Source organism: Dickeya chrysanthemi NCPPB 402, from assembly GCF_000406105.1.
In the GTDB taxonomy this organism is placed as follows: Bacteria; Pseudomonadota; Gammaproteobacteria; order Enterobacterales; family Enterobacteriaceae; genus Dickeya; species Dickeya chrysanthemi.
In genome coordinates, this window is the sequence record NZ_CM001974.1 from 515900 (window position 1) to 541329 (window position 25430).

The 25430-nt window shown below is 55.3% G+C and carries 21 protein-coding genes and 1 pseudogene; 14 read left to right on the plus strand and 8 right to left on the minus strand.

Going from position 1 to position 25430, the window contains the following annotated elements; translation table 11 throughout:
- The first annotated feature begins 160 nt into the window (after positions 1 to 160).
- The 11 genes and pseudogenes from nnr (at position 161) to DCH402_RS02490 (ending at position 12545) form a co-directional block, all read left to right on the plus strand.
- A complete protein-coding gene (gene nnr / locus DCH402_RS02440) occupies positions 161 to 1702 on the plus strand; it encodes a bifunctional ADP-dependent NAD(P)H-hydrate dehydratase/NAD(P)H-hydrate epimerase (protein ID WP_039999467.1) in 1542 nt (513 codons plus the stop codon).
- The gene (gene tsaE, locus DCH402_RS02445; RefSeq protein WP_012768253.1) at positions 1699 to 2181 is read left to right on the plus strand and encodes a tRNA (adenosine(37)-N6)-threonylcarbamoyltransferase complex ATPase subunit type 1 TsaE; all 483 of its coding nucleotides are present in this window, start codon (positions 1699 to 1701) and stop codon (positions 2179 to 2181) included. The genes nnr and tsaE overlap by 4 nt, the downstream gene beginning before the upstream one ends.
- Positions 2178 to 3849 (plus strand): annotated as a pseudogene (amiB, locus tag DCH402_RS02450) (N-acetylmuramoyl-L-alanine amidase AmiB). The gene tsaE and the pseudogene amiB overlap by 4 nt, the downstream one beginning before the upstream one ends.
- A 23-nt stretch (positions 3850 to 3872) precedes the next feature.
- Positions 3873 to 5822, plus strand: coding sequence for a DNA mismatch repair endonuclease MutL (mutL, locus tag DCH402_RS02455; protein WP_039999468.1), 1950 nt, complete (start codon positions 3873 to 3875; stop codon positions 5820 to 5822).
- Positions 5815 to 6756, plus strand: coding sequence for a tRNA (adenosine(37)-N6)-dimethylallyltransferase MiaA (miaA, locus tag DCH402_RS02460; protein WP_039999469.1), 942 nt, complete (start codon positions 5815 to 5817; stop codon positions 6754 to 6756). The genes mutL and miaA overlap by 8 nt, the downstream gene beginning before the upstream one ends.
- Before the next feature lie 126 nt (positions 6757 to 6882).
- Entirely contained in the window at positions 6883 to 7179 is a 297-nt protein-coding gene (hfq, locus tag DCH402_RS02465; protein ID WP_039999470.1) for an RNA chaperone Hfq, read from the plus strand.
- Positions 7180 to 7268: 89 nt separating this feature from the next.
- Complete coding sequence (gene hflX, locus DCH402_RS02470) at positions 7269 to 8570, plus strand: ribosome rescue GTPase HflX (RefSeq protein ID WP_039999471.1); 1302 nt, start codon at positions 7269 to 7271, stop codon at positions 8568 to 8570.
- Positions 8571 to 8621: 51 nt separating this feature from the next.
- On the plus strand, positions 8622 to 9884 hold the full coding sequence (gene hflK / locus DCH402_RS02475) for an FtsH protease activity modulator HflK (RefSeq protein WP_039999472.1): 1263 nt from the start codon (positions 8622 to 8624) through the stop codon (positions 9882 to 9884).
- Positions 9885 to 9887: 3 nt separating this feature from the next.
- Complete coding sequence (gene hflC / locus DCH402_RS02480) at positions 9888 to 10883, plus strand: protease modulator HflC (RefSeq protein WP_039999473.1); 996 nt, start codon at positions 9888 to 9890, stop codon at positions 10881 to 10883.
- A 63-nt stretch (positions 10884 to 10946) separates the two neighbouring features.
- A complete protein-coding gene (locus tag DCH402_RS02485) occupies positions 10947 to 11147 on the plus strand; it encodes a DUF2065 domain-containing protein (protein WP_012768261.1) in 201 nt (66 codons plus the stop codon).
- A 99-nt stretch (positions 11148 to 11246) separates the two neighbouring features.
- Positions 11247 to 12545, plus strand: coding sequence for an adenylosuccinate synthase (locus DCH402_RS02490; protein WP_039999475.1), 1299 nt, complete (start codon positions 11247 to 11249; stop codon positions 12543 to 12545).
- Positions 12546 to 12647: 102 nt separating this feature from the next.
- On the opposite strand, the gene mpl is transcribed toward DCH402_RS02490, so the two are convergent.
- Positions 12648 to 14030, minus strand: coding sequence for a UDP-N-acetylmuramate:L-alanyl-gamma-D-glutamyl-meso-diaminopimelate ligase (mpl, locus tag DCH402_RS02495; protein WP_039999477.1), 1383 nt, complete (start codon positions 14028 to 14030; stop codon positions 12648 to 12650).
- A gap of 170 nt (positions 14031 to 14200) precedes the next feature.
- Here mpl and fbp point away from each other — a divergent pair, with 170 nt between their 5' ends.
- On the plus strand, positions 14201 to 15205 hold the full coding sequence (gene fbp, locus DCH402_RS02500; protein ID WP_039999479.1) for a class 1 fructose-bisphosphatase: 1005 nt from the start codon (positions 14201 to 14203) through the stop codon (positions 15203 to 15205).
- A 78-nt stretch (positions 15206 to 15283) separates the two neighbouring features.
- Here fbp and ruvX read toward each other — a convergent pair whose 3' ends face one another.
- The 7 genes from ruvX to metK form a co-directional block, all read right to left on the minus strand.
- Positions 15284 to 15715, minus strand: coding sequence for a Holliday junction resolvase RuvX (gene ruvX / locus DCH402_RS02505; RefSeq protein WP_039999481.1), 432 nt, complete (start codon positions 15713 to 15715; stop codon positions 15284 to 15286).
- Entirely contained in the window at positions 15715 to 16278 is a 564-nt protein-coding gene (locus tag DCH402_RS02510) for a YqgE/AlgH family protein (protein ID WP_012768266.1), read from the minus strand. Before DCH402_RS02510 ends, ruvX begins: the two co-directional genes overlap by 1 nt.
- Positions 16279 to 16382: 104 nt before the next feature.
- Positions 16383 to 17336, minus strand: coding sequence for a glutathione synthase (gshB, locus tag DCH402_RS02515; RefSeq protein WP_039999483.1), 954 nt, complete (start codon positions 17334 to 17336; stop codon positions 16383 to 16385).
- Between the two features lie 11 nt (positions 17337 to 17347).
- Entirely contained in the window at positions 17348 to 18082 is a 735-nt protein-coding gene (gene rsmE / locus DCH402_RS02520) for a 16S rRNA (uracil(1498)-N(3))-methyltransferase (protein WP_039999485.1), read from the minus strand.
- A gap of 116 nt (positions 18083 to 18198) precedes the next feature.
- The gene (endA, locus tag DCH402_RS02525) at positions 18199 to 18900 is read right to left on the minus strand and encodes a deoxyribonuclease I (protein WP_039999487.1); all 702 of its coding nucleotides are present in this window, start codon (positions 18898 to 18900) and stop codon (positions 18199 to 18201) included.
- 99 nt (positions 18901 to 18999) lie between these two features.
- Positions 19000 to 19512: a SprT family zinc-dependent metalloprotease gene (locus DCH402_RS02530; protein ID WP_039999489.1), complete on the minus strand. Its 513-nt coding sequence runs from the start codon at positions 19510 to 19512 to the stop codon at positions 19000 to 19002.
- A gap of 112 nt (positions 19513 to 19624) precedes the next feature.
- Positions 19625 to 20779 carry a methionine adenosyltransferase gene (metK, locus tag DCH402_RS02535; RefSeq protein ID WP_039999491.1) on the minus strand — a complete coding sequence of 385 codons (1155 nt, stop codon included), beginning with the start codon at positions 20777 to 20779 and terminating at the stop codon, positions 19625 to 19627.
- A 1026-nt stretch (positions 20780 to 21805) separates the two neighbouring features.
- Between metK and speA the strand changes: the two genes are divergently transcribed.
- Positions 21806 to 23782, plus strand: a complete 1977-nt coding sequence (gene speA / locus DCH402_RS02540; RefSeq protein ID WP_039999493.1) for a biosynthetic arginine decarboxylase — start codon at positions 21806 to 21808, stop codon at positions 23780 to 23782.
- A 226-nt stretch (positions 23783 to 24008) separates the two neighbouring features.
- A complete protein-coding gene (gene tsgA / locus DCH402_RS02545; protein WP_039999494.1) occupies positions 24009 to 25202 on the plus strand; it encodes an MFS transporter TsgA in 1194 nt (397 codons plus the stop codon).
- The last annotated feature ends 228 nt before the right edge of the window (positions 25203 to 25430 follow it).

A 25430-nucleotide genomic window follows, 5' to 3' on the forward strand; every position in this document is an offset into this window, starting at 1 on the left:
GGAAAAGACCGAGGGCTGATTTTACCATTGGTTGCCCGAATAGGGCTCGTGCTGAATCTTATTCGGCGAATCGTTATCTTTCCTTATCTCTGCTTATGGCGCTTGCCGGCAGACCTTGCTAAGTTGAGGCGCACAATTCTACTCCCGACGGAGGGATGGCATGCATCAGGAGCAACGCGTGTATCAGCCCGGCGGATCATCACCCGACCTGCCTCATACTGTCTTTTTGCCTGACTGGTTGCGCCGCGAGGAGCCGCAGGCGGCGGAGTCCGTCGGCGTCTCACTACATAGGTTAATGCAACGTGCGGGGGACGCGGCCTTTCGCATCGCCCGGCGGCAGTATCCTGCAGCCCGGCATTGGCTGATTCTGTGCGGGCATGGCAACAATGGCGGTGATGGGTATGTGGTGGCCACGCTGGCGCGCGCTGCAGGTATAGCGGTAACGGTGATTGCGGGGAGCGGCGAACGGCCTCTGCCGCCGCAAGCGCATCTGGCGCGTCAGGCATGGCGCGATGCCAACGGTAGCGAACAGTCTGGCGATGCGCCCTGGCCGGATGGCGTGGATTTGATCATCGACGGTCTGCTGGGAACCGGGCTGACATCTGCCCCGCGGGCGCCTTATGACGCACTGATCGTTCAGGCTAATCGCCATCCGGCGCCGATCGTCGCGCTGGATATCCCCTCTGGATTGAATGCACAAACCGGCGTTTATGCCGGTGCCGTGATTCATGCCGCGCATACGGTGACCTTTATCGCGCTGAAACCCGGTTTATTAACCGGTCAGGCGCGGGATGTTGTCGGTCGGCTCCATTTCCATGATTTAGGACTGAGCGATTGGCTGGCGCAACAAACGGCGCCGATTACTCGTTTAAGCGCGGCCTCACTGACGCAATGGCTGAAGCCGCGACGTCCGGGCGCGCACAAAGGCGAGCACGGTCGATTATTGATTATCGGCGGCGACGACGGTACCGGTGGCGCAGTTTTTATGGCGGGTGAGGCGGCATTACGTAGTGGCGCAGGTTTGGTGCGAGTGCTTACTCACAAAAATTATCTGGCCGCGTTACTGGTGTCTCGCCCGGAATTGATGGCGCAGGAGCTGACTACGGATTCGGTAAAAGCAGGAATAGCCTGGGCGGATGTGGTGGTTATCGGTCCCGGTTTAGGCCAGCGTGAGTGGGGCAAAAACGCACTGCGAATCGTGGAAAATTGTAACAAATCCATGTTATGGGATGCTGATGCGCTCAACCTGCTGGCAATCAGCCCGTATAAACGTCAGAATCGCGTTTTGACGCCACATCCCGGTGAAGCGGCCCGTCTGTTGAATTGTCGGATTGCCGATATTGAAAGTGATCGCTTACTTGCTGCACAGCGTCTGGTTAAACGCTATGGCGGCGTGGTAGTGCTAAAAGGCGCCGGGACGGTGCTGGCGAGCGAGCAAGGGGCTTTATCCATCGCCGATGTGGGGAATCCCGGTATGGCGACCGGCGGCATGGGCGACGTGCTGGCGGGGATGATTGGGGCGATGCTGGCGCAAGGGTTGTCGTTGTACGATGCGGCCTGCGCCGGTTGTGTGGCCCACGGTGCGGCGGCCGATTGGCTGGCGCAGCGGCAGGGCACACGCGGGATGTTGGCAACCGATTTGATGGCGGTATTGCCGCAGTATGTAAATCCTGAGCGGATATCCTTAGAAAATACAGAATGAAAACGCTTTTGTTACCTTTGCCGGATGAGGCAGCCACGATTGCGCTGGGGGCGGCGTTAGCCAAAGCCTGCGAGCGCGCTACCATTATTTACCTACTGGGTGATCTGGGGGCAGGAAAAACTACGCTGAGCCGTGGGTTCCTGCAGGCATTGGGTCATCAGGGCAATGTGAAAAGCCCGACGTATACACTGGTGGAGCCTTATGCGCTGCTGCCGCGTCCGGTATATCACTTCGATCTTTATCGGCTGGCTGACCCGGAAGAACTCGAGTTCATGGGGATTCGCGACTATTTGTCGCAGGATGCGCTCTGCCTGATTGAGTGGCCGCAGCAAGGCGCGGGTATCCTGCCGGATGCGGATGTCGAGTTGTTGCTCAGTTATCAGGGGGCGGGGCGCCAGGCGGAGATCACGGCGCGTACACCGCAGGGCGAGCGCATGATGGCGACGCTGATTGCGCAATCGGAGCAAGACGCGTCATGACTGTGCGGTTAATCAACGCTCTGGCCGGGCTCTTGCTGATGTTGTCCTGGCCGTTGTGGGCGAGCAGTCTGACTGATATCCGGGTGAATAACGCCGCCGGCGAAGCGGTTGTGACGCTGAGTTTCAGCGGTCAGCCGGTATATGAATACTTTTCGTTGGATAACCCCAGCCGGGTTGTTATCGATATCAGCCAGTCTGGTGTGATAAAAGGGCTGCCGCTGGTGTTTAACGGCCAAAACCTGATTTCTCGTATCCGTTCCAGTAATGCTAAGGATCCGAAAAGCCTGCGTCTGGTGTTGGACCTGACGCAAAAGGTGCAGGTTAAATCGGCGAAAGAAGGCAATGGCGCCGTTTTCACGCTGACGGGTGAACGCAAACCCACGGCTCGCAAGCCAGCCGTGCAATCTGCGCAACCATCGGCACAGGCCGGGCGTAATCCTTTCGTTCCTCAGTCATCCTCGGCAGCGGTTGCCGCCGCACCGACCCGTGTTTCGGGGCGGGCAGGCAACGGCGAGAAAATCATTGTGGCGATTGATGCCGGTCACGGAGGTCAGGATCCGGGGGGCTTCCGGCCCCGGGGGGCTGCATGAAAAAAACGTCACTATCTCGATAGCGCGTAAGCTGCGGGCCATTATGAGCGCCGATCCGGCGTTCAAACCGGTGTTGACCCGCGATGGCGACTACTTTATTTCGGTGATGGGGCGTTCCGACGTAGCGCGTAAACAAGGCGCTAATCTGCTGGTCTCTATTCATGCCGATGCCGCGCCCAATCGCGGTGCGACCGGCGCCTCTGTGTGGGTACTATCCAATCGGCGTGCCAACAGTGAAATGGCCAACTGGCTGGAACAACACGAAAAACAGTCCGAGTTGTTGGGCGGGGCGGGCGATTTGCTGGCCAACAGCGCTGCCGATCCCTACCTGAGCCAGGCGGTGCTGGATCTGCAATTCGGGCATTCTCAGCGGGTGGGCTACGATGTGGCGGTAAAAGTGCTGCGTGAGCTGCAACGGGTCGGCAGTCTGCATAAGCGCCGGCCGGAGCACGCCAGCCTGGGGGTGTTGCGTTCACCGGATATTCCGTCGTTACTGGTGGAAACCGGGTTTATTTCTAATCCGAGCGAGGAACGGCTGCTGGGCAGCAACGAGTATCAGGAAAAAGTCGCCAACGCCGTCTATCAAGGGTTGCGTAGCTATTTCCAGACTCATCCGTTACAAAACGTCCCAAAGCAGGAAAACCGTCCGCTCGCCCCGCAGACGGTGAAACAGACAATAACCGCTGAGCCGGCGCAAATCGCAACGGGGACCACGCTGCGCCATACCGTGGCGACCGGAGAAACCCTGTCGGGAATCGCTACGCGTTATGGCGTCACTATGGACGCCATCCGTGAAATTAACCGCCTGAAAAAAGACGTGGTCTGGGTGGGGCAGCGGCTGAAGATTCCTGCCGGCGCGTCATCGGTGGCCACGGCGAAGGGGAAAAGCGCTGCAACCGCGCCGGCACCACAGGCGAAGAAAAGCGCAACTGTGATAAAACACAAAGTCGTACGGGGCGATACGCTGAGTGATATTGCCGCCCGATACGGCGTAAGCATGAAAGCGATCCAGCAGGCGAACAACATGTCTTCCGGGACGGTGCAGTTGGGGCAAATGTTGATTATCCCTTCGGCCTGAGCCTGAGGAAACGAGGAGAATCCATGCCGATTCAGGTATTGCCACCCCAGTTGGCGAACCAAATCGCTGCCGGCGAGGTGGTAGAGCGGCCCGCTTCCGTCGTCAAAGAGCTGGTGGAAAATAGTCTGGATGCCGGTGCGACGCGAATCGATATCGACATCGAACGTGGCGGCGCGAAGCTGATTCGTATTCGGGACAACGGTTGTGGTATTGGGAAGGCCGATCTGGCGCTGGCGCTGGCACGACATGCCACCAGTAAGATCGCGACGCTTGATGATCTGGAAGCGATTGTCAGTCTGGGGTTTCGCGGAGAAGCCTTGGCCAGTATCAGTTCGGTCTCGCGTCTGACGCTCACTTCCCGTACAGAAGCGCAGGCAGAAGCGTGGCAGGCCTATGCGGAAGGGCGCGAGATGGCGGTGACCGTTAAACCGGCGGCACATCCGGTTGGGACGACGTTGGAAGTGCTCGATCTGTTTTACAACACGCCGGCCAGACGCAAATTTCTGCGCACTGAAAAAACAGAGTTCATGCATATCGATGAGGTGGTGCGGCGTATTGCGCTGGCGCGCTTCGATGTGGCGATCACCTTGCATCACAACGGTAAGCTGATTCGGCAATATCGTGCGGTGTCGGAACCTGCTCAGCGTGAGCGGCGGCTCGGCAGCATCTGCGGCGCGGCGTTTTTGCAGCATGCGCTGGCGGTTTCCTGGCAGCATGGCGATCTGAATATTCATGGCTGGGTGGCCGACCCGGTCGGATCGCGCCAGTTACCTGAAATGCAGTACTGCTATGTCAACCAACGCATGATGCGTGATCGTTTGATTAATCATGCGATTCGTCAGGCGTATCAGGATCAGTTACGTGATGAGCAACAGCCGGCTTATGTGTTGTATCTGGAGGTCGACCCTCACCAGGTGGATGTCAACGTGCATCCTGCCAAGCATGAGGTGCGCTTCCATCAAGCCCGGCTGGTGCATGACTTTATCTATCAGGCGGTAATGACGGTGCTGCAGCAGGCGGCGTCGCCGCGCCTGAGTGGCGTCGGCGATGCTCAAGCGGCGGCGGCGACATGGCAGCAGGAAAACCGCATCGCCGCAGGTGAAAACCATTTTGCCCGACCGGCTGTCCAGAGGCAGGACATGCCTGAAGCGGCGCCTCCGGCGAAGACGGCGGGGGCAGCCGGGCGACAGGCGCGTGAGCCGCCGCCGCCGAGAACGCAAACGACCGGCTACCAAAAGAAACAGGGCGAACTGTACCAACAGTTGCTGCATACTGAATCTTCACGACCACACAGCGTCGCCCGCGATACTTCGCCCGCAAAAGATTCACCCGCAAAAGATTCGCCGGCGGTACGGCGCGAGACGCCGGAAAAAACGGCGGTCGCCGCCGAATCTCTCCCGTTGGAGAGCCATGCATTGGGGCTGGGGCGGGTGCTGGCGGTGTATCCGCCGGCTTATGCGTTGGTGGAGTATCGTCAGGGGCTGGCGTTATTGTCGTTGACCGTGGCGGAGCGTTACCTTCGTCAGGCGCAATTGACGCCATCGGCGAGTGGTGAAGGATTGCGGCCCCAACCGCTGTTGATCCCGCAACGGCTGATGCTTGACGCATCCGAAATGGTGGTTATGCAGCAACAATTGCCGTTGTTGACGCTTATGGGCATCGAGGTGGAGCTATCGCCGCCGCGCGCTACGTTGCGGGCGGTACCTTTACCATTGAGACAACAAAATTTACAAAACTTGATTTCTGACCTGCTAGGCTATCTCGCTGATTCCCATGACGTGAAGCCTGATGCAGTGGCGGCGTGGATAGCCGGGCAACTCGGTAGCGAACGTGAAAACTGGACGCTGGCTCAGGCGGTACAGTTGCTATCCGATGTGGAACGTTTATGTCCGTTGTTGGTGAAAACGCCGCCGTCAGAATTGTTATATGTGATGGATATTGAATCTGCCGTCAGGGCGTTAAAGCATGAATGAGTTTGAAACGGCGCAACATCCGCCGGCCATTTTTATCATGGGGCCGACAGCGTCCGGGAAAACCGCGCTGGCGATGGCGTTGCGCGAGCATCTTCCCGTTGAGTTGATTAGCGTAGATTCGGCGCTGATTTATCGTGGTATGGATATCGGTACGGCGAAACCCAGTCAGGAAGAGCTGGTGCGAGCCCCGCATCGCCTGCTTGATATCCTTGACCCGGCAGAGGCCTATTCTGCAGCCGATTTTCGACGTGATGCGTTGCAGGCGATGGCGGAGGTCACCGCAGCCGGGCGTATTCCGTTGCTGGTGGGCGGGACGATGTTGTATTTCAAAGCGCTGCTGGAAGGGTTGTCGCCACTGCCGTCGGCGGATGCGCGGGTACGGCAGGAAATCGAACAGCGTGCGCGTAACGAGGGATGGGAAGCGTTACATCGCCAGTTAAGTGTCATCGATCCGGTGGCGGCGGCTCGGATTCATCCAAATGATCCGCAGAGACTGTCTCGGGCACTGGAAGTTTTTTTCGTTTCAGGTAACACTTTAACTGAGTTGACAAAGACATCCGGGGAAGCGTTGCCCTACCGTGTTCATCAGTTTGCGATTGCTCCGGCAACGCGTGAATTGTTGCATGAGCGGATAGCGTTGCGTTTCAGGCAGATGTTGGAATCAGGTTTTGAAGCAGAGGCCCGGGCGTTGTTTGCCCGACCGGATCTGAATCCTGCGTTGCCGTCGATTCGTTGTGTTGGATATCGCCAGATGTGGTCATATTTATCAGGCGAGATAGATTACGATGAGATGGTGTATCGTGGCATCTGCGCCACCCGGCAACTGGCAAAGCGCCAGATGACCTGGTTGCGCGGTTGGGAAGAGGTTCGCTGGCTTGACAGCGACCAGCCTGTAGAAGCGTTACGCACGGTGATTCAGGTTGTTAGTGCATAGGTTAGGCGATTGTGTACAATTGCCTGTGTCTACAATTGACTGATTCTCGGCACAAATTTTTATAACGTTATTTTAGGGCCGCAGGGTTCTTTGTTACAAACAACAAGCAAATAAGGAAAATATAGAATGGCTAAGGGGCAATCTTTGCAAGATCCGTTCTTGAACGCTTTGCGTCGTGAACGTGTTCCGGTTTCGATTTATTTGGTTAACGGCATCAAACTGCAAGGCCAGATTGAGTCTTTCGATCAGTTTGTGATTCTGCTGAAAAACACGGTTAGTCAGATGGTGTACAAACACGCCATTTCAACGGTAGTTCCTTCTCGCCCGGTGTCGCATCATAGTAATAATCCTGGCTCAAATAACTACCATGCCAACAATCAGGCTGCGCAGCAGCCGCAGCAGGAAAGTGATGACGCTGAATAACGCGTCCTTACCCGTTTACCACGGCAGGAAAAGTGCTGATTTCAGTCGCTTTCACTGCCGTGGTCGCTTTTTTCTAAGAGGGTGCCCGGTTGTTTGACCGTTATGAAGCCGGTGAACAGGCCATACTAGTTCATATTTATTTTTCGCAAGAGAAAGATACTGAAGACCTGCTGGAGTTCGAGTCGCTGGTGTCTTCAGCCGGAATAGACGCGTTGCAGGTGGTTACCGGCAGCCGTAAAGCGCCGCACTCCAAATATTTTGTCGGCGAGGGCAAGGCGGAAGAGATCGCCCAGGCGGTGAAAGAGACCGGTGCCTTTGTCGTATTGTTCAATCATGCGTTGACGCCGGCGCAAGAGCGTAATCTTGAGCGGTTGTGTGAATGCCGGGTGATCGACCGCACCGGGTTGATTCTGGATATCTTTGCCCAGCGCGCCCGTACCCATGAGGGGAAACTGCAGGTTGAACTGGCGCAATTGCGTCATCTGGCGACCCGTCTGGTGCGCGGCTGGACCCACCTTGAGCGCCAAAAAGGCGGTATCGGTCTGCGTGGGCCGGGCGAAACCCAGTTGGAAACCGACCGGCGTTTGCTGCGCAACCGTATTAGTCAGATTTTGTCGCGTCTTGAGCGGGTGGAAAAACAACGTGAACAAGGCCGTCGCGCCCGCACGCGTGCCGAAGTCCCCACTGTTTCGCTGGTAGGGTACACTAACGCCGGTAAATCGACGTTGTTCAATCGTATGACATCCGCGGATGTCTATGCCGCAGACCAGCTTTTTGCCACGCTGGATCCGACGTTACGCCGCATTGATGTTGATGATGTCGGCGATACTGTACTGGCCGATACGGTTGGATTTATCCGCGACTTGCCGCATGACCTGGTGGCGGCGTTCAAGGCGACGCTACAGGAAACCCGCGAAGCCACGTTATTACTGCATGTTGTCGATGCCTCCGATGCGCGCGTCGATGAAAATATCGATGCCGTGAACGAGGTGTTGGCTGAAATCGAAGCGGACGACATTCCATTTTTGTTGGTCATGAATAAGATTGACCAACTGGAAAATATTGCGCCGCGTATCGACCGTGATGAAGAAAACCGCCCTGTCAGGGTCTGGCTTTCTGCTCAAACCGGGGAAGGAATCCCATTATTACTTCAGGCGTTGACCGAACGATTGTCCGGAGAGATTGCGCATTATTCTCTGCATCTTCCTCCGCATGCCGGGCGTCTGAGAAGTCGTTTTTATCAGCTTCAGGCAATAGAAAAAGAGTGGATTGAAGAAGACGGCAGCGTAGGGTTGGTGGTCAGAATGCCCATTATCGACTGGCGGCGCCTGTGCAAACAGGAGCAAAAATTGCAGGATTATATTGTCTCATCAACACAGACAGTCTCATAACTCTGGGACATTGACCCCGAAAAATACCTATCATAATGAATGGAGCTAAACATGGCGTGGAATCAGCCCGGTAACAACGGACAGGACCGCGACCCGTGGGGGAGCAGCAATAACAATAGCGGCAACTCTGGCGGAAATAATAAAGGTGGACGTGATCAGGGGCCGCCTGACCTCGACGATATATTCCGTAAGCTGAGTAAGAAACTCGGCGAACTGGGTGGCAAACCGTCTGGCGCCGGTACAGGCTCGCAGGGTAACGGCAATGGTAGCCGTATTCTGGGGTTGGTCGTGGCCGCAGCTCTGGTGGTGTGGGGAGTCAGTGGCTTCTATACCATCAAAGAAGCCGAGCGTGGTGTCGTTACCCGTTTTGGTAAATTCAGCCACTTGGTGGGGCCTGGCCTGAACTGGAAACCGACCTTTGTCGATTCGGTGCGCGCCGTCAACGTTGAGTCCGTCCGTGAGCTGGCGACATCTGGCGTGATGCTGACATCCGACGAAAATGTGGTACGCGTGGAAATGAACGTCCAGTACCGTGTGACTCAGCCGGATAAATACCTGTTTAGCGTTACGAATGCCGACGACAGCCTGCGTCAGGCCACCGATAGCGCGCTGCGCGGGGTGATCGGTAAGTACACCATGGATAAAATCCTGACCGAAGGACGTACCATCGTGCGTACCGATACCCAACGCGTGTTGGAAGAAACCGTGCGTCCGTATGATATGGGGATTACCCTGCTGGACGTAAACTTCCAGACCGCGCGTCCGCCGGAGGAAGTCAAAGCGGCGTTCGATGATGCCATTGCCGCGCGTGAAAACGAACAGCAATATATCCGTGAGGCAGAAGCTTACGCGAACGAAGTTCAACCGCGCGCTAATGGTCAGGCGCAGCGAATTCTGGAAGAGTCTCGCGCTTATAAAGATCGTACAGTGCTGGAAGCGCAGGGTGAAGTGTCCCGTTTCTCGCGCCTGTTGCCGGAATATAAGGCCGCGCCGGAAATTACCCGCGAGCGTCTCTATATCGAGACGATGGAGCGCGTACTGAGTCACACCAACAAGGTGCTGGTAAGCGACAAGAGCAACAACCTGATGGTGCTGCCGCTTGATCAACTGATGCGTGGTCAGGGCGGCGTATCAACTAACGCGCCGACAGGCGGTAATGCGATGAATCCGGCGCCGTTACGTTTGCCGTCAACTTCATCAGGCAATAGCGGTGTTGGCTACGCGCCGCGTTCTTCCGTTAACAACGGTAATATTATGGATCAGCGCCGTGCCAACGCGCAGCGTGACGAGATCATTCGCGTAGGGAGAGAATAATCAATGCGTAAGTCAGTCCTCTTTATTCTTGCCCTGTTACTGCTGGTGGTCTATGCCTCGCTGTTTGTGGTACAGGAAGGTCAGCGCGGCATCGTCATGCGCTTTGGTAAGGTCTTGCGTGATAACGAAAACAAACCGCTGGTGTATCTGCCCGGTTTGCATGTGAAGATCCCTTTTCTGGAATCGGTAAAAATGCTGGATGCCCGCATCCAGACGATGGAAAACCAGGCTGACCGCTTTATTACCAAAGAGCAGAAAGACCTGATCGTCGATTCCTATATCAAATGGCGTATCAGCGATTTCAGCCGTTACTATTTGGCTACCGGCGGCGGCGATGTCTCTCAGGCGGAAGTGTTGCTAAAACGCAAGTTCAGCGACCGCTTGCGTTCCGAGATCGGTCGTCTGGATGTGAAGGGTATCGTGACCGACTCCCGTGGTCAGTTGATGTCCGATGTTCGTGAAGCACTGAATGCCGGTACCGGTGAAACCACCGAAGCGGATAACGCCATCGCTTCTGCGGCAGCGCGGGTAGAGCGTGAAACCAGTGGCGATATGCCGCGGGTTAACCCTAACAGCATGGCGGCGCTCGGGATCGAAGTGATCGATGTACGTATCAAACAGATCAACCTGCCGACGGAAGTATCGGATGCGATCTTCCAGCGTATGCGTGCCGAACGTGAAGCGGTTGCGCGTCGTCATCGTTCTCAGGGGCAAGAGCAGGCAGAGAAGATCAAGGCTGCGGCCGACTATGAAGTGACCCGTACGCTGGCAGAAGCCGAGCGGCAGGGGCGTATCATGCGTGGCGAAGGCGATGGCGAAGCAGCCAAACTGTTTGCGGTTGCATTCAGTCAGGATCCGGCTTTCTATGGCTTTATTCGTAGCTTACGAGCTTATGAGAATAGCTTTAACAGCACCAATCAGGATGTGCTGGTGCTGAGCCCCGACAGTGATTTCTTCCGCTATATGAAATCGCCCGAAAAGAGCCTCTCTACACGTTAAGGCTGTTTATCGCTACTCTATCAAGCCCGTGTTTACGGGCTTTTTTCTGTCTGGAGTTTTTTTATGAATGTGAGCATCTGGCTGGCGCTGGGGTTAGTGTTGATCATGGAAGGTTTGGGGCCGTTGCTGTTTCCTCGAATCTGGCGGCGGATGATCCTGACCATGGCGAAGTTACCCGACAATATTTTACGCCGGTTTGGCGGTGGTATTGTGGTTGCAGGATGCGTGATCTACTACATGTTGCGTAGCCGGACGGGCGGTTGAAATTTCCGCTAAAAATGTGCGCAAACGTGTGCTAAAACTACTGAAAGCCGCAAGATGAGATGCTAGAATCCATTTTTAACCAATCTGGTGATTCTTGAGATGGGTAAGAACGTTGTCGTACTGGGCACCCAATGGGGTGACGAAGGTAAAGGCAAGGTCGTAGACCTGCTGACTGAACGGGCCAAATATGTTGTGCGCTACCAGGGCGGTCACAATGCTGGTCACACGCTGGTTATCAACGGTGAAAAAACCGTTCTCCATTTAATTCCCTCCGGTATTCTGCGCGAGAATGTCATCAGCATCATCGGTAACGGTGTTGTGCTGGCGCCGGATGCGCTTCTGAAAGAAATGACCGCACTTGAAGCGCGTGGCGTGCCGGTGCGTGAGCGTATGTTGCTTTCCGAAGCCTGCCCGCTGATTCTGCCGTACCATGTGGCGCTGGATAATGCCCGCGAAAAAGCGCGCGGCGCGAAGGCGATCGGTACGACGGGCCGTGGTATCGGGCCAGCGTATGAAGATAAAGTGGCGCGCCGTGGCCTGCGTGTCGGCGATCTATTCGACCGTGAAAGCTTTGCCATTAAGCTGAAAGAAATCATGGAATACCATAATTTCCAGCTGGTGCATTACTACAAAGCCGATGCGGTGGATTACCAGAAAACATTGAACGACGTGCTGGCTGTCGCGGATATCCTGACCGGCATGGTAGTGGATGTTTCCGATTTGCTGTACAAAGCACATCAACGTGGCGATTACGTCATGTTTGAAGGGGCGCAGGGTACGCTGCTGGATATCGATCACGGTACTTATCCGTACGTGACGTCTTCCAATACCACCGCAGGTGGTGTGGCGACCGGTTCCGGTCTGGGCCCGCGTTACGTAGATTACGTATTGGGTATCGTCAAAGCTTACTCCACGCGTGTTGGTGCCGGTCCGTTCCCGACCGAGCTGTTTGACGAGGTTGGCGAACATCTGTCGCAGAAAGGTAACGAGTTTGGCGCGACCACGGGCCGCCGTCGCCGTACTGGCTGGCTGGATGCGGTTGCCGTGCGCCGTGCGGTGCAGATTAACTCTCTGTCCGGTTTTTGCCTGACCAAACTCGACGTGCTGGATGGGCTGAACGAAGTGAAAATCTGCGTTGGTTACCGTATGCCGGATGGCCGCAATGTGGATGTGACCCCACTGGCGGCTGATGGCTGGGAAGGTATCGAACCGATTTATGAAACGCTGCCGGGCTGGTCTGAAAGCACCTTTGGTGTGAAAGAGTACAGCAAGTTGCCGCAGGCTGCGCTGAACTACATTAAACGCATCGAAGAAGTGACCGGTGTGCCGGTGGATATCATTTCCACAGGCCCTGATCGTGAAGAAACCATGATCCTGCGTGATCCTTTCGACGCCTAATCACCATGGTTGCTGTATGAAAAAAGGACGGGCAGGCCCGTCCTTTTTGCTATCTGTTCGCCGGCAAGCCGGTTGCCGGCGACGCACATAACCATAACTCCGTCAGTCTTCGTTGCTGGCAGCTTGTGCTTTGGCGTTCAGCGCATCCAGCAGTTTGTTGTGGATATTGCCGAAGCCGCCGTTGCTCATGACCAGAATATGATCGCCCGGTTGCGCAGTTTTGCTGATCATCTCCACCAGTGTATCGATATCTGCGCTCCACCAGGCGGGTTGAACACACGCGTCGGCCACTTCAGCGACCTGCCAGGGAATGTGCTGCGGCTGGAACAGGAACACCCCGTCAGCGCGTCCCAACGCCGGTGCTAACTCGTTTTTGCAATGACCCATTTTCATGGTGTTGGAACGAGGCTCCAGTACTGCGAGAATCCGTGCGGTGCCTCCTACTTTGCTGCGCAGGGCAGCCAGCGTGGCGAGAATCGCGGTTGGGTGATGGGCAAAATCATCATACACAGACACACCATGTGCGGTGCCGCGTAGTTCCAGCCGACGACGGGCGTTAATGAAACCGCCGAGCGCACGACAGGCTTCTGCCGGTGTGACGCCGACATGACGTGCCGCAGCGATTGCCATCAGGCCGTTGTGCATGTTGTGTTCGCCCACCAGATTCCAGGCGACTTCCCCCACTATCTGGTCGTTGAGGTACACCTGAAACACACTGGCGTCGGTGGTGACTTTTTTCGCTTTCCAGATACCTTCTTCACCCACCAGTTCCTGCTCGCTCCAGCATCCCATGCCCATCACCTGTTTCAAATGCAGGTCGTGAGTCGGGACGATAATGCGGCCTTTGCCCGGCACCAGACGCACCAGATGATGGAACTGTTTCTGGATAGCTTTGAGATCGTCAAAGATATCGGCGTGGTCAAATTCCAGATTATTCAGAATGAGCGTGCGCGGGCTGTAGTGCACGAACTTGGAGCGCTTGTCGAAGAAGGCGCAGTCGTACTCGTCTGCTTCCACCACGAAGAACGGGCTGTCGCCCAGACGTGCGGAAACCGTGAAGTTGCCCGGTACGCCGCCAATGACGAATCCCGGCTGGTAGCCGCAATCTTCCAGAATCCAGGTGACCATGCCCGCCGTCGTGGTTTTGCCGTGGGTGCCGGCGACGGCGATGACCCAGCGCTCGCGCAGCACATGGTCATGAAGCCATTGCGGGCCGGACATATACGGGATATTTTGTTCCAGCACCGCCTCAACGCAAGGGTTGCCGCGAGTCATGGCATTGCCAATGATGACCAGATCCGGAGCGGGATCCAACTGTGCGGGGTCGTACCCCTGGATCAGGATAATTCCTTGTTCTTCCAGTAAGGTACTCATTGGCGGATAGACGTTAGCATCCGAACCGGTTACCTGATGTCCTTGCGATCGGGCCAGCAACGCCAGTCCTCCCATGAAGGTGCCACAGATTCCTAAAATATGAATACGCATACGTTTTCCATCTATATTCAGAGAGTCTGCCGTCCATTCTAACGCTTGGAATACGTCATAAGAAATGGATTTGCTAGGTACTCGCTTTCTCTTTGGGCTACACTGCAGACGCAAACGCTGGCGGTACAAAAATGAAACCGCTTTTCATTCGTAGATTCTGGAATAGTGTTATGAAAACGTTAGGCGAATTTATCGTCGAAAAACAGCACGATTTCTCTCACGCCACTGGTGAACTGACCGCACTGCTGTCGGCCATCAAGCTGGGCGCGAAGATTATCCACCGTGACATCAACAAGGCTGGTCTGGTGGATATTCTGGGCACCAGCGGCGTTTCCAACGTTCAGGGCGAAGTGCAGATGAAACTCGATCTGTATGCCAATGAAAAGCTGAAAGCGGCGCTGAAAGCGCGAGGCGAGGTAGCAGGGATTGCTTCCGAAGAAGAAGACGAGATCGTTATCTTCGATGGTGAGCGCGCCGAAAATGCTAAATACGTGGTATTGATGGACCCGCTGGACGGTTCCTCCAATATCGACGTTAACGTCTCTGTAGGAACCATTTTCTCTATTTACCGCCGTATTACTCCGCTGGGGATGCCGGTACGCGAAGAGGATTTCCTCCAGCCTGGCCACAAGCAGGTGGCTGCGGGTTACATTGTGTATGGATCGTCCACCATGCTGGTATATACTACCGGTCATGGCGTGCATGCCTTCACGTATGATCCGTCGCTGGGGGTGTTCTGCCTGTCCCACGAGCGTGTGCGCTTCCCGGAAAAAGGCAATATGTACTCCATCAACGAAGGGAATTACATTAAATTCCCGCTGGGCGTGAAGAAGTACATCAAATATTGTCAGGAACAGGATGAAGCGACGCAGCGTCCGTATACCACCCGCTATATCGGCTCTCTGGTGGCGGATTTTCACCGTAACCTGTTGAAAGGTGGGATTTACCTCTATCCGAGCACAGCCAGCTACCCGGAAGGGAAACTGCGTTTGCTGTACGAATGTAACCCGATGGCGTTTCTGGCTGAACAAGCGGGCGGTAAAGCCAGCGACGGCAAAAACCGTATTCTGGACATCGTGCCGCAGAAATTGCATCAGCGTGCGCCGTTCTTTGTCGGCAACACGTCAATGGTCGAAGATCTGGAAGGGTTCCTGCGCGACTATCCAGACGCGTAAATTCATGCCGGCAAGCCATACTCAGGCCCGCTCATGCGGGCCTGAGTCTTTGTGGCGTTGATAATCAAAACGTTGGATTTACTGCGGCCGGGCGAGCTGTTGTTCGAACCAGCTTTCCAGGATGATCACGGCTGAAGCCGCATCGACGCTGCCTTTGTCCAGCGCTCTGAATCCGCCGCGTTCAAACAGGCCTGCTCGTGCTTCCACCGTGCTGAGGCGTTCGTCGTGCAGTTCAACATTGACGCCGAAGCGGCCATGCAAACGCTGGGAAAATTTGCGTGCCCGGGCAGTCAGCGGTTGCTCGGTGCCGTCCATGTTCAGCGGTAGACCGACAATCACCAGCGCCGGCTGCCACTCGTTGAGCAGTTTCTCCACTTTCTGCCAGTCGGGTATGCCGTCCTGCGCTTTTAGCGACGTCAACGGGCGGGCGGTGCCGGTAATCTCTTGTCCGATGGCGACGCCGATACTACGGGTGCCGAAGTCAAAGGCCAGCAACGTACGATTTCCCATCAGGCATGCCCCGCTTCGGCGGCGATATTATGGATGTCTACGCCCAATTTTCTGGCGGCAGCGCGCCAGCGGTCGGCAATCGGTGTATTGAACAGCAGATGATGGTCGGCCGGTACGGTCAGCCAGGCGTTTTCCAGCAGTTCATTTTCCAACTGGCCGCTTTCCCAGGCGGAATAACCCAAGGCAACCAGAGTATTACGCGGCTGTTCCGGCGTACCCAGCGTTTCCAGCACATCTTTTGACGTCGTTATCATGGTTTCGTCGGAGATGCTGATGCTGGAGGCAAAACCCGGGCACGGCGAGTGCAGGATAAAGCCGCGATCGTCCGCTAACGGGCCACCAGAAAAAACCGGCTTATCGAGGCGAATCGCCATATCCCGTGGAGTGGGCGTAATTTTGAGTTTTTTGAGGATATTTTCGACGGTGAACTGTTCCATCGGTTTGTTGATGATAAGTCCCATCGCGCCGTCTTCATTGTGTTCGCAGAGGTAAATTACCGTCCGCCTGAACACGGAGTCCTGCAGAGAGGGCATCGCAATCAGAAAATGGTGCTGTAAATTCATCGTCTTTATTATCGCTTCTCTGTCGGAGTGAATGTTTCCGGCTCGCAGTCAGACTGCGAGCCGGGTAGAGCTACATCACCGACCGGGATACGGTCCGTGTATCGTTAACGCTGAGCTAGCCTGCGCTCAATGGCATCCATCAGCATGCCGGTAATGGAAACGTCCGGATAAGCGGCTTCAATTTCACGCACGCAGGTCGGGCTGGTGACGTTGATTTCGGTCAGACGGTCGCCAATGATGTCCAGACCGACGAAGATCAGGCCTTTCTGTTTTAGCACCGGTGCGATGGTGCGGGCAATCTGCCAGTCGCTTTCACTGAGCGGACGGGCTTCGCCACGGCCGCCGGCCGCCAGATTCCCGCGGGTTTCACCGCTTTTCGGGATACGCGCCAGACAATAGGGCACCGGTTCGCCATCCACTACCAGCACGCGCTTATCACCGTCTTTGATGGCGGGCAGATAGTTTTGCGCCATGCAGTAGCGGTTGCCGTGCTCAGTGAGTGTTTCGATGATGACCGACACATTGGCGTCTTCCGGTTTCAGACGGAAAATCGACGCCCCGCCCATGCCGTCGAGCGGCTTGAGGATCACGTCGCTGTGCCGCTGATGGAATGCGCGCAGCCGATCGGCATTGCGGGTGACCAGCGTATCCGGCGTTAACTGCGGGAACCAGGCGGTGAACAGTTTCTCGTTGCAGTCACGCAGGCTTTGCGGTTTGTTAACGATGAGCGTTCCTTTCTCTTCCGCCCGCTCCAGAATATAGGTGGCGTAGATGAATTCGGTGTCGAACGGCGGGTCTTTGCGCATCAGCACCACATCCAGCTCATGCAGGGCGATGTCCTGAGTCGCGCCGAAGTCGTACCAATGGTCGTAGTCGTATTGGACGCTCAGCATACGGGTGGTAGCCCGTGCTTCGCCTGCATGCAGGTAGAGATCGCCCATTTCCATGTAATGCACTTCCCAGCCACGACGTTGGGCTTCCTGCAACATCGCAAAGCTGGTGTCTTTCTTGATATTGATGGACGAAATCGGGTCCATCACGATACCGAGTTTAATCATTGTTATCTCCTTTACCCCAAATCGCCGAACCGTACCTGTAACGCGGTGATGGCGGTGAGCGCGGTGGTTTCTGTGCGCAGAACGCGAGGCCCCAGCAGGATATCAGTAAACCCCTGGGTTGCGGTCATGGCGATTTCATCTGCCGACAGCCCGCCTTCCGGGCCAATCAACAACCGGATGCGTGATACCGGCAACGGCAGCGTGTTGATGCTTTGCGTTGCTCGTGGATGCAGGTTCAGTTTTAACTCATTGTCCGATTCCGCGCACCAGCTTTCCAGCGTTTGTACGGGACGAATTTCCGGCACGCGATTTCTGCCGCATTGTTCACAGGCGGCGATGGCGATTTTCTGCCATTGTGAAATTTTCTTTTCCAGTCGTTCGCCGTCCAGTTTGATGCCGCAGCGTTCGGATAGCAGTGGGGTAATAATATTCACCCCCAGTTCGATGGATTTTTGGATGGTGAATTCCATCTTTTCACCACGAGACATCACCTGGCCCAGGTGCAGGTGTAACGGTGACTCCCGGTTTTCGGTCTGCCCGGCAGCGTAACGGACCCGCACGCTTTTTTTCCCGGCCTGGATAATCTCGGCGTCAAATACCTGGTTGCTGCCGTCGAACAGTTGCAATGCCTGCCCGGCGCTCATTCGACGCACCCGGCCAACATGGTTGGCGGCGTCTTCGCTTAGATCCGTCTCTCCCCCCAGCAGGGCAAGCGTATCGGGATGAAAAATGCGCGGTATTCGCATGAATAATCTGGCCTTAGTTAGGTGGTGTTAATCGAAGGGGCGAAAGCCCGGCAGGCGTCAGCCACCGCCGGCGACGGTGGTGATTAAGAGACAAGCCGTTATAGTAGGGAGCGGCATCAGGGCTGGCAAGCCTGTTGCACATACGGGTTGCGGTTGCCCTGTACGGCGGCGATACGTTTTTCCCGGGTGCATTCCCAGGCGGTGACCGGGTACTGTTTATTCCAGGCATCGAACAATTGGGTTTGCTGGCGAGACAGGTTCAGGCTGTAACGATCGCGCATGTAGAGGTAGGTGCGGGCGATAGCGCCGCGGGCACGTTCGGGCGGCTCTGCCAGTTGATTTTTAAAATCAATCTTCATCTCGCACTGGCCGTACTGACGCTCGCCGCCATTCCACTGGCTGTACATAAAGTTGCCGCGATCGCCGTTCACTTCGCCAATCGAGGGTTGCAGATTGTGCAGGTCGGTTTCCATCTGACGATAGACATCGTCTTTGGTGCAATTTTTGCGCCCGCCATCCTGCCAGCACTGCCGTTGGTGGCCGAATTGCCATGCCGGTACCACATGTTCCCATTCAATGCGGCTGGCGCGGTTGGCGTCTTTGCGCACCTGATAGCCGCAGGAGGCCAGGTCCGGCGTCCCTTTTTTGCCCTGCCAGTTGATCTTGCAGCCACAATAAAAGGAGCCGGGCGCATCCTGATGGATTTTCACCGCAGCGGCTTTAGCCTGTGTAAAGTTATTGATGTCCTGAGCGGCGCAAAGGGCCGGTATCGTCAGGCCTGCGCCCAACACTGCGAAAACGACAAGATTGCGAAGCATATTCCAGAATCACCAGCAGGGTTAAAAGTGGGCAGCGTACCTGAAGAATACCATGCAGGCAAACGCAAAAAAAATAGCATGAAACGCTAAAATTATGGTTTAAACAGAGTGAGTTACGAGAGGGTGTAACTGTTCACCACAAGCGCGGCAGCGGTATTCCGATTCGCCGCGAACCACCCGGTTGTGGCGGCGCAAGGTGAGTTCGTGCCGGCGGCAGGCACACTGGTAAGGGAAGGTTTTGCCTTGCACTGACGCCAGCGCGTACTGGTGAGTCCGGCGGGCAGGTACGTTCAACACGCTTTCCATCATCCAGCGCCATTCGCGGCCATGCGGTGCGGTTTTACCAAAACGGGCATAGACCAACAAGTGCGCCAGTTCATGCGGCACGACTTCATCGATAAACGGCTGTTGGTTTTCCTGCAGCAGTACCGGATTAAGGCGGATTTCCCACTCTTTGAGCCAGGCGCTGCCCGCCGTGGAACCGCGTTGCTGGTAGTTGATGACCGGCTCAGGATAATCGCTACCTAATGCGGTATTGGCCTGCTGAAGTTTTTCCCGCAGGCAACGCATCACTGCCTGTTGCAGGGCGATAGGGAGTCGTGGTGTGTTCATGCTGGCAGCTTACGGACTGGGCGAGCCGGATGCAATCCTGCCTACCATCGCTCAACAATAAAAAACGGCGAAGCCAAAGCTTCGCCGTTGAGCCGGTCATACCACGAGCCGATTATTTCAGGCCGGCGGCATCACGCAGTTTTTCCGCCACGTCGGTTTTTTCCCACGGGAATTCGGCACGGCCAAAGTGACCGTAAGCCGCGGTCTGCTGGTAAATCGGGTGCAGCAGATCCAACATCTGGATCAAGCCGTACGGGCGCAGATCGAAGAACTGGCGCACCAGTTCGACCAGACGGTCGCTGGCGATTTTCTCAGTACCGAAGGTTTCCACCATGATGGAAGTCGGTTCTGCCACGCCGATAGCGTAGGACACCTGAATTTCACAGCGATCCGCCAGACCGGCGGCCACAATGTTTTTCGCCACATAACGTGCGGCGTAGGCGGCGGAACGGTCCACTTTGGATGGGTCCTTGCCGGAGAAGGCGCCACCGCCGTGACGCGCCGCGCCGCCGTAGGTATCAACAATGATTTTACGACCGGTCAGGCCGCAGTCGCCCATCGGTCCGCCGATAACAAAACGGCCGGTCGGGTTGATGAAGTATTTGGTATTGGCAGAGAGCCATTCAGACGGCAGAACCGGCTTGATGATCTCTTCCATCACCGCTTCCTGCAGGTCTTTCTGGCCGATGGATTCTGAATGCTGGGTAGACAGCACCACGGCGTCGATGCCGACGATTTTGCCGTTGTCGTAGGCGAAGGTCACCTGGCTCTTGGCATCCGGGCGCAGCCACGGCAGCGTGCCGTTTTTGCGTACTTCGGACTGGCGCTGTACCAGACGGTGTGCGTAGGTGATCGGTGCCGGCATCAGCACGTCGGTTTCGTTGGTGGCGTAACCGAACATCAGGCCCTGGTCGCCCGCACCTTGCTCCAGCGGATCTTTACGATCGACGCCCTGATTAATGTCTGGAGACTGTTTGCCGATGGCGCTCAGCACCGCACAAGAGTTGGCGTCAAAACCCATCTCGGAGTTGACGTAGCCAATGTCGCGAACGGTACGGCGAGTGATCTCTTCGATATCCACCCAGGCGCTGGTGGTGATTTCGCCACCCACTAACACCATACCGGTTTTTACGTAAGTTTCGCAGGCGACTCGCGCTTTGGGGTCCTGCTCCAGAATCGCGTCAAGGACGGCGTCGGAAATCTGGTCAGCGATTTTATCAGGATGTCCTTCGGAGACCGACTCGGACGTAAAAAGGTGTTTAGCCATGAGTTTCTTTACCTTATAAGCTAAAGCCGTTAATCAATAATTCAGTTAATCAGTATATAGCCTAAATAATTCGAGTTGCGGGACAACACGCTCGCGTGTTGAACAACGCAACGCGTTGGCCCGGCAGGGCAAGGCTCATTGAGCCTTGTAACGCGGCGACGCAGCGAATCCCTGGGAGCTTACACAAGTAAGTGACCGGGGTGAGCGAGGAAAGCCAACGCACCTGCAACTTGAAGTATGACGGGTATAGATGGATTAACATCTGGACGTCTATTCTAGGTCACAGTGTAACCCCATACCAGCAGTTTTTATGCCGCGTAAAGTGGTCAAACGTGTTCATCGGCAGTTTTTGCCGACATGATAGGTTTTTTTACCATTTTCATTTTGCTTTTCCGGGTACGGATAGGTATAAACGGCAGGCGGTTTTTTTGCCCGTTATTCGGGCGGTTCCAACAGTCGGCGCCTCGCGTATTGTTAATCATCGCGTATTGTTAATCAGCGCGTATTGTTAATCAGCGTATTGTTAATCATAGGCGAGTACTGGCTACAGCGGGCTGACCGAGATTATCTGACCGTTTTCCTGATGGTTTTTCGTGATAGCCTGACCGCACATCATGCGGCGAGCGTGGAGGTGATAGGATTAATGATCCGTTGTTTATTGAGTGAGTTGCGCCCGCTGCGCTTTTCTTCTGACGCCATTGCGTCACTGACTCAATCCTTTCTGCCATTTGCCCGAAGTTGCCTGTCCCGCAGCGCAACGCAGGACTCCCGAGCTGGCTAACCTGCTTTTTTCTCCGCGCCAGTGAATGCGTTTGCGTTCTTCCTGGCGATGTTTTCCCTGGTTTTTACCGACCCGAACCTCGGAGTCTGACATCGTGTTTTACACTAATAAGAGTCATAAAACGGCGGCATACTACTGCCCGTCGGGTTTTTCACTGCCAGCGTCGCACGCTTTTGCCGTGCCGCCGGTATTTGTTGCGGGAAAAAATGTGATTATTCATCTAGAAGTGGAAGAAGGGGATCGCCATGTCTGACGATATGATTCAACCGTACTCGTCAGCGGCGGGTAAACACGATCATCTGCGCTCCATGCAGGAGGTAGCCATGAATGACCGCGACGCCAGCGAGATGCTGAGAACCTATAACATTGCCTGGTGGGGTAATAATTATTACGACGTCAATGAGTTAGGACATATTAGCGTGTGTCCGGACCCTGACGTGCCGGAAGCCCGCGTCGACCTGGCCAAGCTGGTGAAAACCCGTCAGCAGGACAATCAGCGCCTGCCTGCGCTGTTTTGCTTCCCACAGATTTTGCAGCACCGCTTGCGCTCCATCAATGCGGCGTTCAAACGCGCGCGCGAATCCTTCGGCTATGAAGGCGGTTATTTCCTGGTTTATCCCATCAAAGTTAACCAACATCGCCGTGTTATTGAGTCGCTGATCAATTCCGGCGAGCCGCTGGGGTTGGAAGCCGGTTCCAAAGCCGAGCTGATGGCGGTACTCGGTCATGCGGGCATGACCCGCACCGTGATAGTCTGCAACGGCTATAAAGATCGCGAGTATATTCGCCTGGCGCTGATCGGTGAAAAGCTGGGCCACAAGGTGTATCTGGTCATCGAAAAGATGTCGGAAATCAAGCTGGTGTTGGAAGAAGCCGAACGCCTGAACGTGGTGCCGCGCTTGGGCGTGCGTGCGCGTCTGGCGTCGCAGGGGTCCGGCAAATGGCAGTCCAGCGGCGGCGAGAAATCCAAGTTTGGCCTGGCGGCGACGCAGGTACTGCAACTGGTGGAATTGCTACGCAATGCCAACCGTCTCGATAGTCTGCAACTGCTGCATTTCCATCTGGGATCGCAGTTGGCGAATATCCGTGATATCGCGACCGGCGTACGTGAATCGGCGCGTTTTTACGTCGAACTGCACAAACTGGGCGTGAATATCCAGTGTTTTGACGTAGGTGGTGGGCTCGGCGTGGATTATGAAGGAACCCGTTCCCAGTCCGACTGTTCGGTCAACTATGGCCTGAACGAATACGCCAACAACGTCATCTGGGGTATCGGCGACGCTTGTAATGAGTATGGTTTGCCGCATCCGATGGTGATCACCGAATCCGGGCGTGCGGTAACGGCGCATCACACCGTACTGGTGTCCAATATTATCGGGGTGGAACGCAACGAGTTCAGCGAACCGGTGGCGCCGGATGAAGACGCGCCGCGTGCGCTGGAAAGCTTATGGAGCACCTGGCAGGAAATCCAGGAGCCGGGTAACCGTCGTTCGCTGCGTGAATGGCTACACGACAGCCAGATGGACCTGAACGACGTCCATACGCAATATACCCACGGCATGTTGGATTTGACCCAGCGCGCGCAGGCGGAACAACTCTACCTGAATATCTGCCAGCGTCTTCAGCAGCAGCTCGACCCGAGTAACCGCGCCCATCGGCCGATTATCGATGAATTGCAGGAACGTATGGCGGATAAGTTGTACGTCAACTTCTCGCTGTTCCAGTCGATGCCGGATGCCTGGGGGATCGATCAGTTGTTCCCGGTGTTGCCGCTGGAAGGGTTGGATAAGCCGCCGCAGCGCCGTGCGGTACTGCTGGATATCACCTGTGATTCCGACGGCACCATCGATCACTATGTGGATGGCGATGGTGTGGCCACGACGATGCCGATGCCGCCGTACGACCCTGAAAACCCGCCGTTGCTCGGGTTCTTCATGGTGGGAGCGTATCAGGAAATTCTCGGCAATATGCACAATCTATTCGGCGATACCTCGACGGTGGATGTGTTCGTGTTCCAGGACGGTACCGTTGAGCTGGAAGAGTCGGATGAAGGCAACACGGTGGCCGATATGCTCGAATATGTGCAACTTGACCCGAATGTGCTGATGTCCCGTTTCCGCGATCAGGTAAAAGGAACCGACCTCGCGCCTGAACTGCAAGCGCAATTCCTTGAAGAATTTGAAACCGGCTTATACGGTTATACTTATCTGGAAGACGAATAATATTTCGTACGGAAAGGTTGAGGGCTGATGAAGCGCTCAACCTTTTTCTTTTCCAGCAGTGGCGGAATAGCCGGCCTGAATTGTTCTGCGGAATTTGGGGATCCGGTTAGTATGCCGTTGCCTATGTGCGACCCATAAACACATTGATTATAACGTTGCAGCGCAGTGTCGATACTGAGTCCGGTATGGGGTTGCGTTTTTCATTATTTATGACAGGAAAGGGTATATGTCTGATCTCAATCGTCAGCGGCTATTTTTCACCAGCTGCTTTTCCTATGCGTTGACCGGTGCGCTGGTTATCGTGACCGGCATGGTCATGGGCGATATCGCCCAGTATTTCAATGTCCCGATAGCCAATATGAGCAATACCTTTACGTTTCTGAATGCCGGTATTTTGCTGTCTATCTTTTTGAATGTGTGGTTGATGGATATCTTCCCGCTGAAAAAGCAGCTGGTTTTCGGTTTCATTCTGATCGTCCTGTCGATTATCGGGCTGTTTGTGGGTAAATCGCTGGCGGTGTTTTCCGCTTGTATGTTTACGCTGGGCGTAGTCAGCGGTATTACCATGTCGATCGGTACTTTCCTGATTACACAACTTTATTCCGGCCGTCAGCGCGGCGCCCGGCTGTTGTTTACCGATTCCTTTTTCAGTATGGCCGGTATGATTTTCCCGATGGTGGCGGCGGCGTTATTGTCTCGTCATTTCGGCTGGTACTGGATTTACGCCTGTATCGGGCTGTTGTATGTGGCGATTCTGGTACTGACGCTGTTGTCTGACTTTCCCGCCATTGGTGCGGATAAAGCCAGCGTGCGGAATGTAGCGGCAGAGACAGAAAAATGGGGCCTGGGCGTGGTATTTCTGTCCATCGCCGCGTTGTGCTACATCTTGGGGCAACTGGCGTTTATTCAGTGGGTGCCGGAATACGTGACCAAATCCTTCGGTTTGAGCATCGGCGATGCCGGCGAACTGGTCAGCAGCTTCTGGACGTCATATATGATTGGTATGTGGGTGTTCAGCGTTGTGCTCAAGTTTTTCGATTTGCAGCGTGTCGTGGCGGTACTGGCTATTCTGGCCACCGGGGCGATGTACCTGTTTGTGAGCAGTGATCAACCGCAATTACTGAAATACTTCATCTTCGGTCTGGGTTTTATTTCCAGCGCTATCTACACCACGCTGATTACCCTGGGGTCTCAGCAAACCAAAGTGCCGTCGCCAAAACTGGTGAACTTCATTCTGACGTGCGGGACGGTGGGGACCATGTTGACCTTTATCGTTACCGGGCCGATCGTCGAGCATTTTGGCGTGCATGCGGCGCTGGTGACGGCAAACGGCTTGTACTTTGTGGTATTCGTCATGTGCTTACTGCTGGGGTTCGTTACCCGTCATCGCCTGCACGGGCATGAAGCGGCTGCACACTAATCCAAGACCGATTCATCAATAATCTTGAAGGGGTGCCCTGTGGGGCGCCCCTTTTTTACGTCTTTAATTATCCGAAGACGACGCGTCCGCATGACTCCCGTCGCTTTATCGTGATGGAAAAAGAGGGGTGTAAACAGGTAAAGCTGCTGCATCGTGTGAGTTGAGGCGGATAAAACCGCCCTGATGAAAAGGAATGCCTGTTATCCGACCTGTATGTCAGCAGATTCG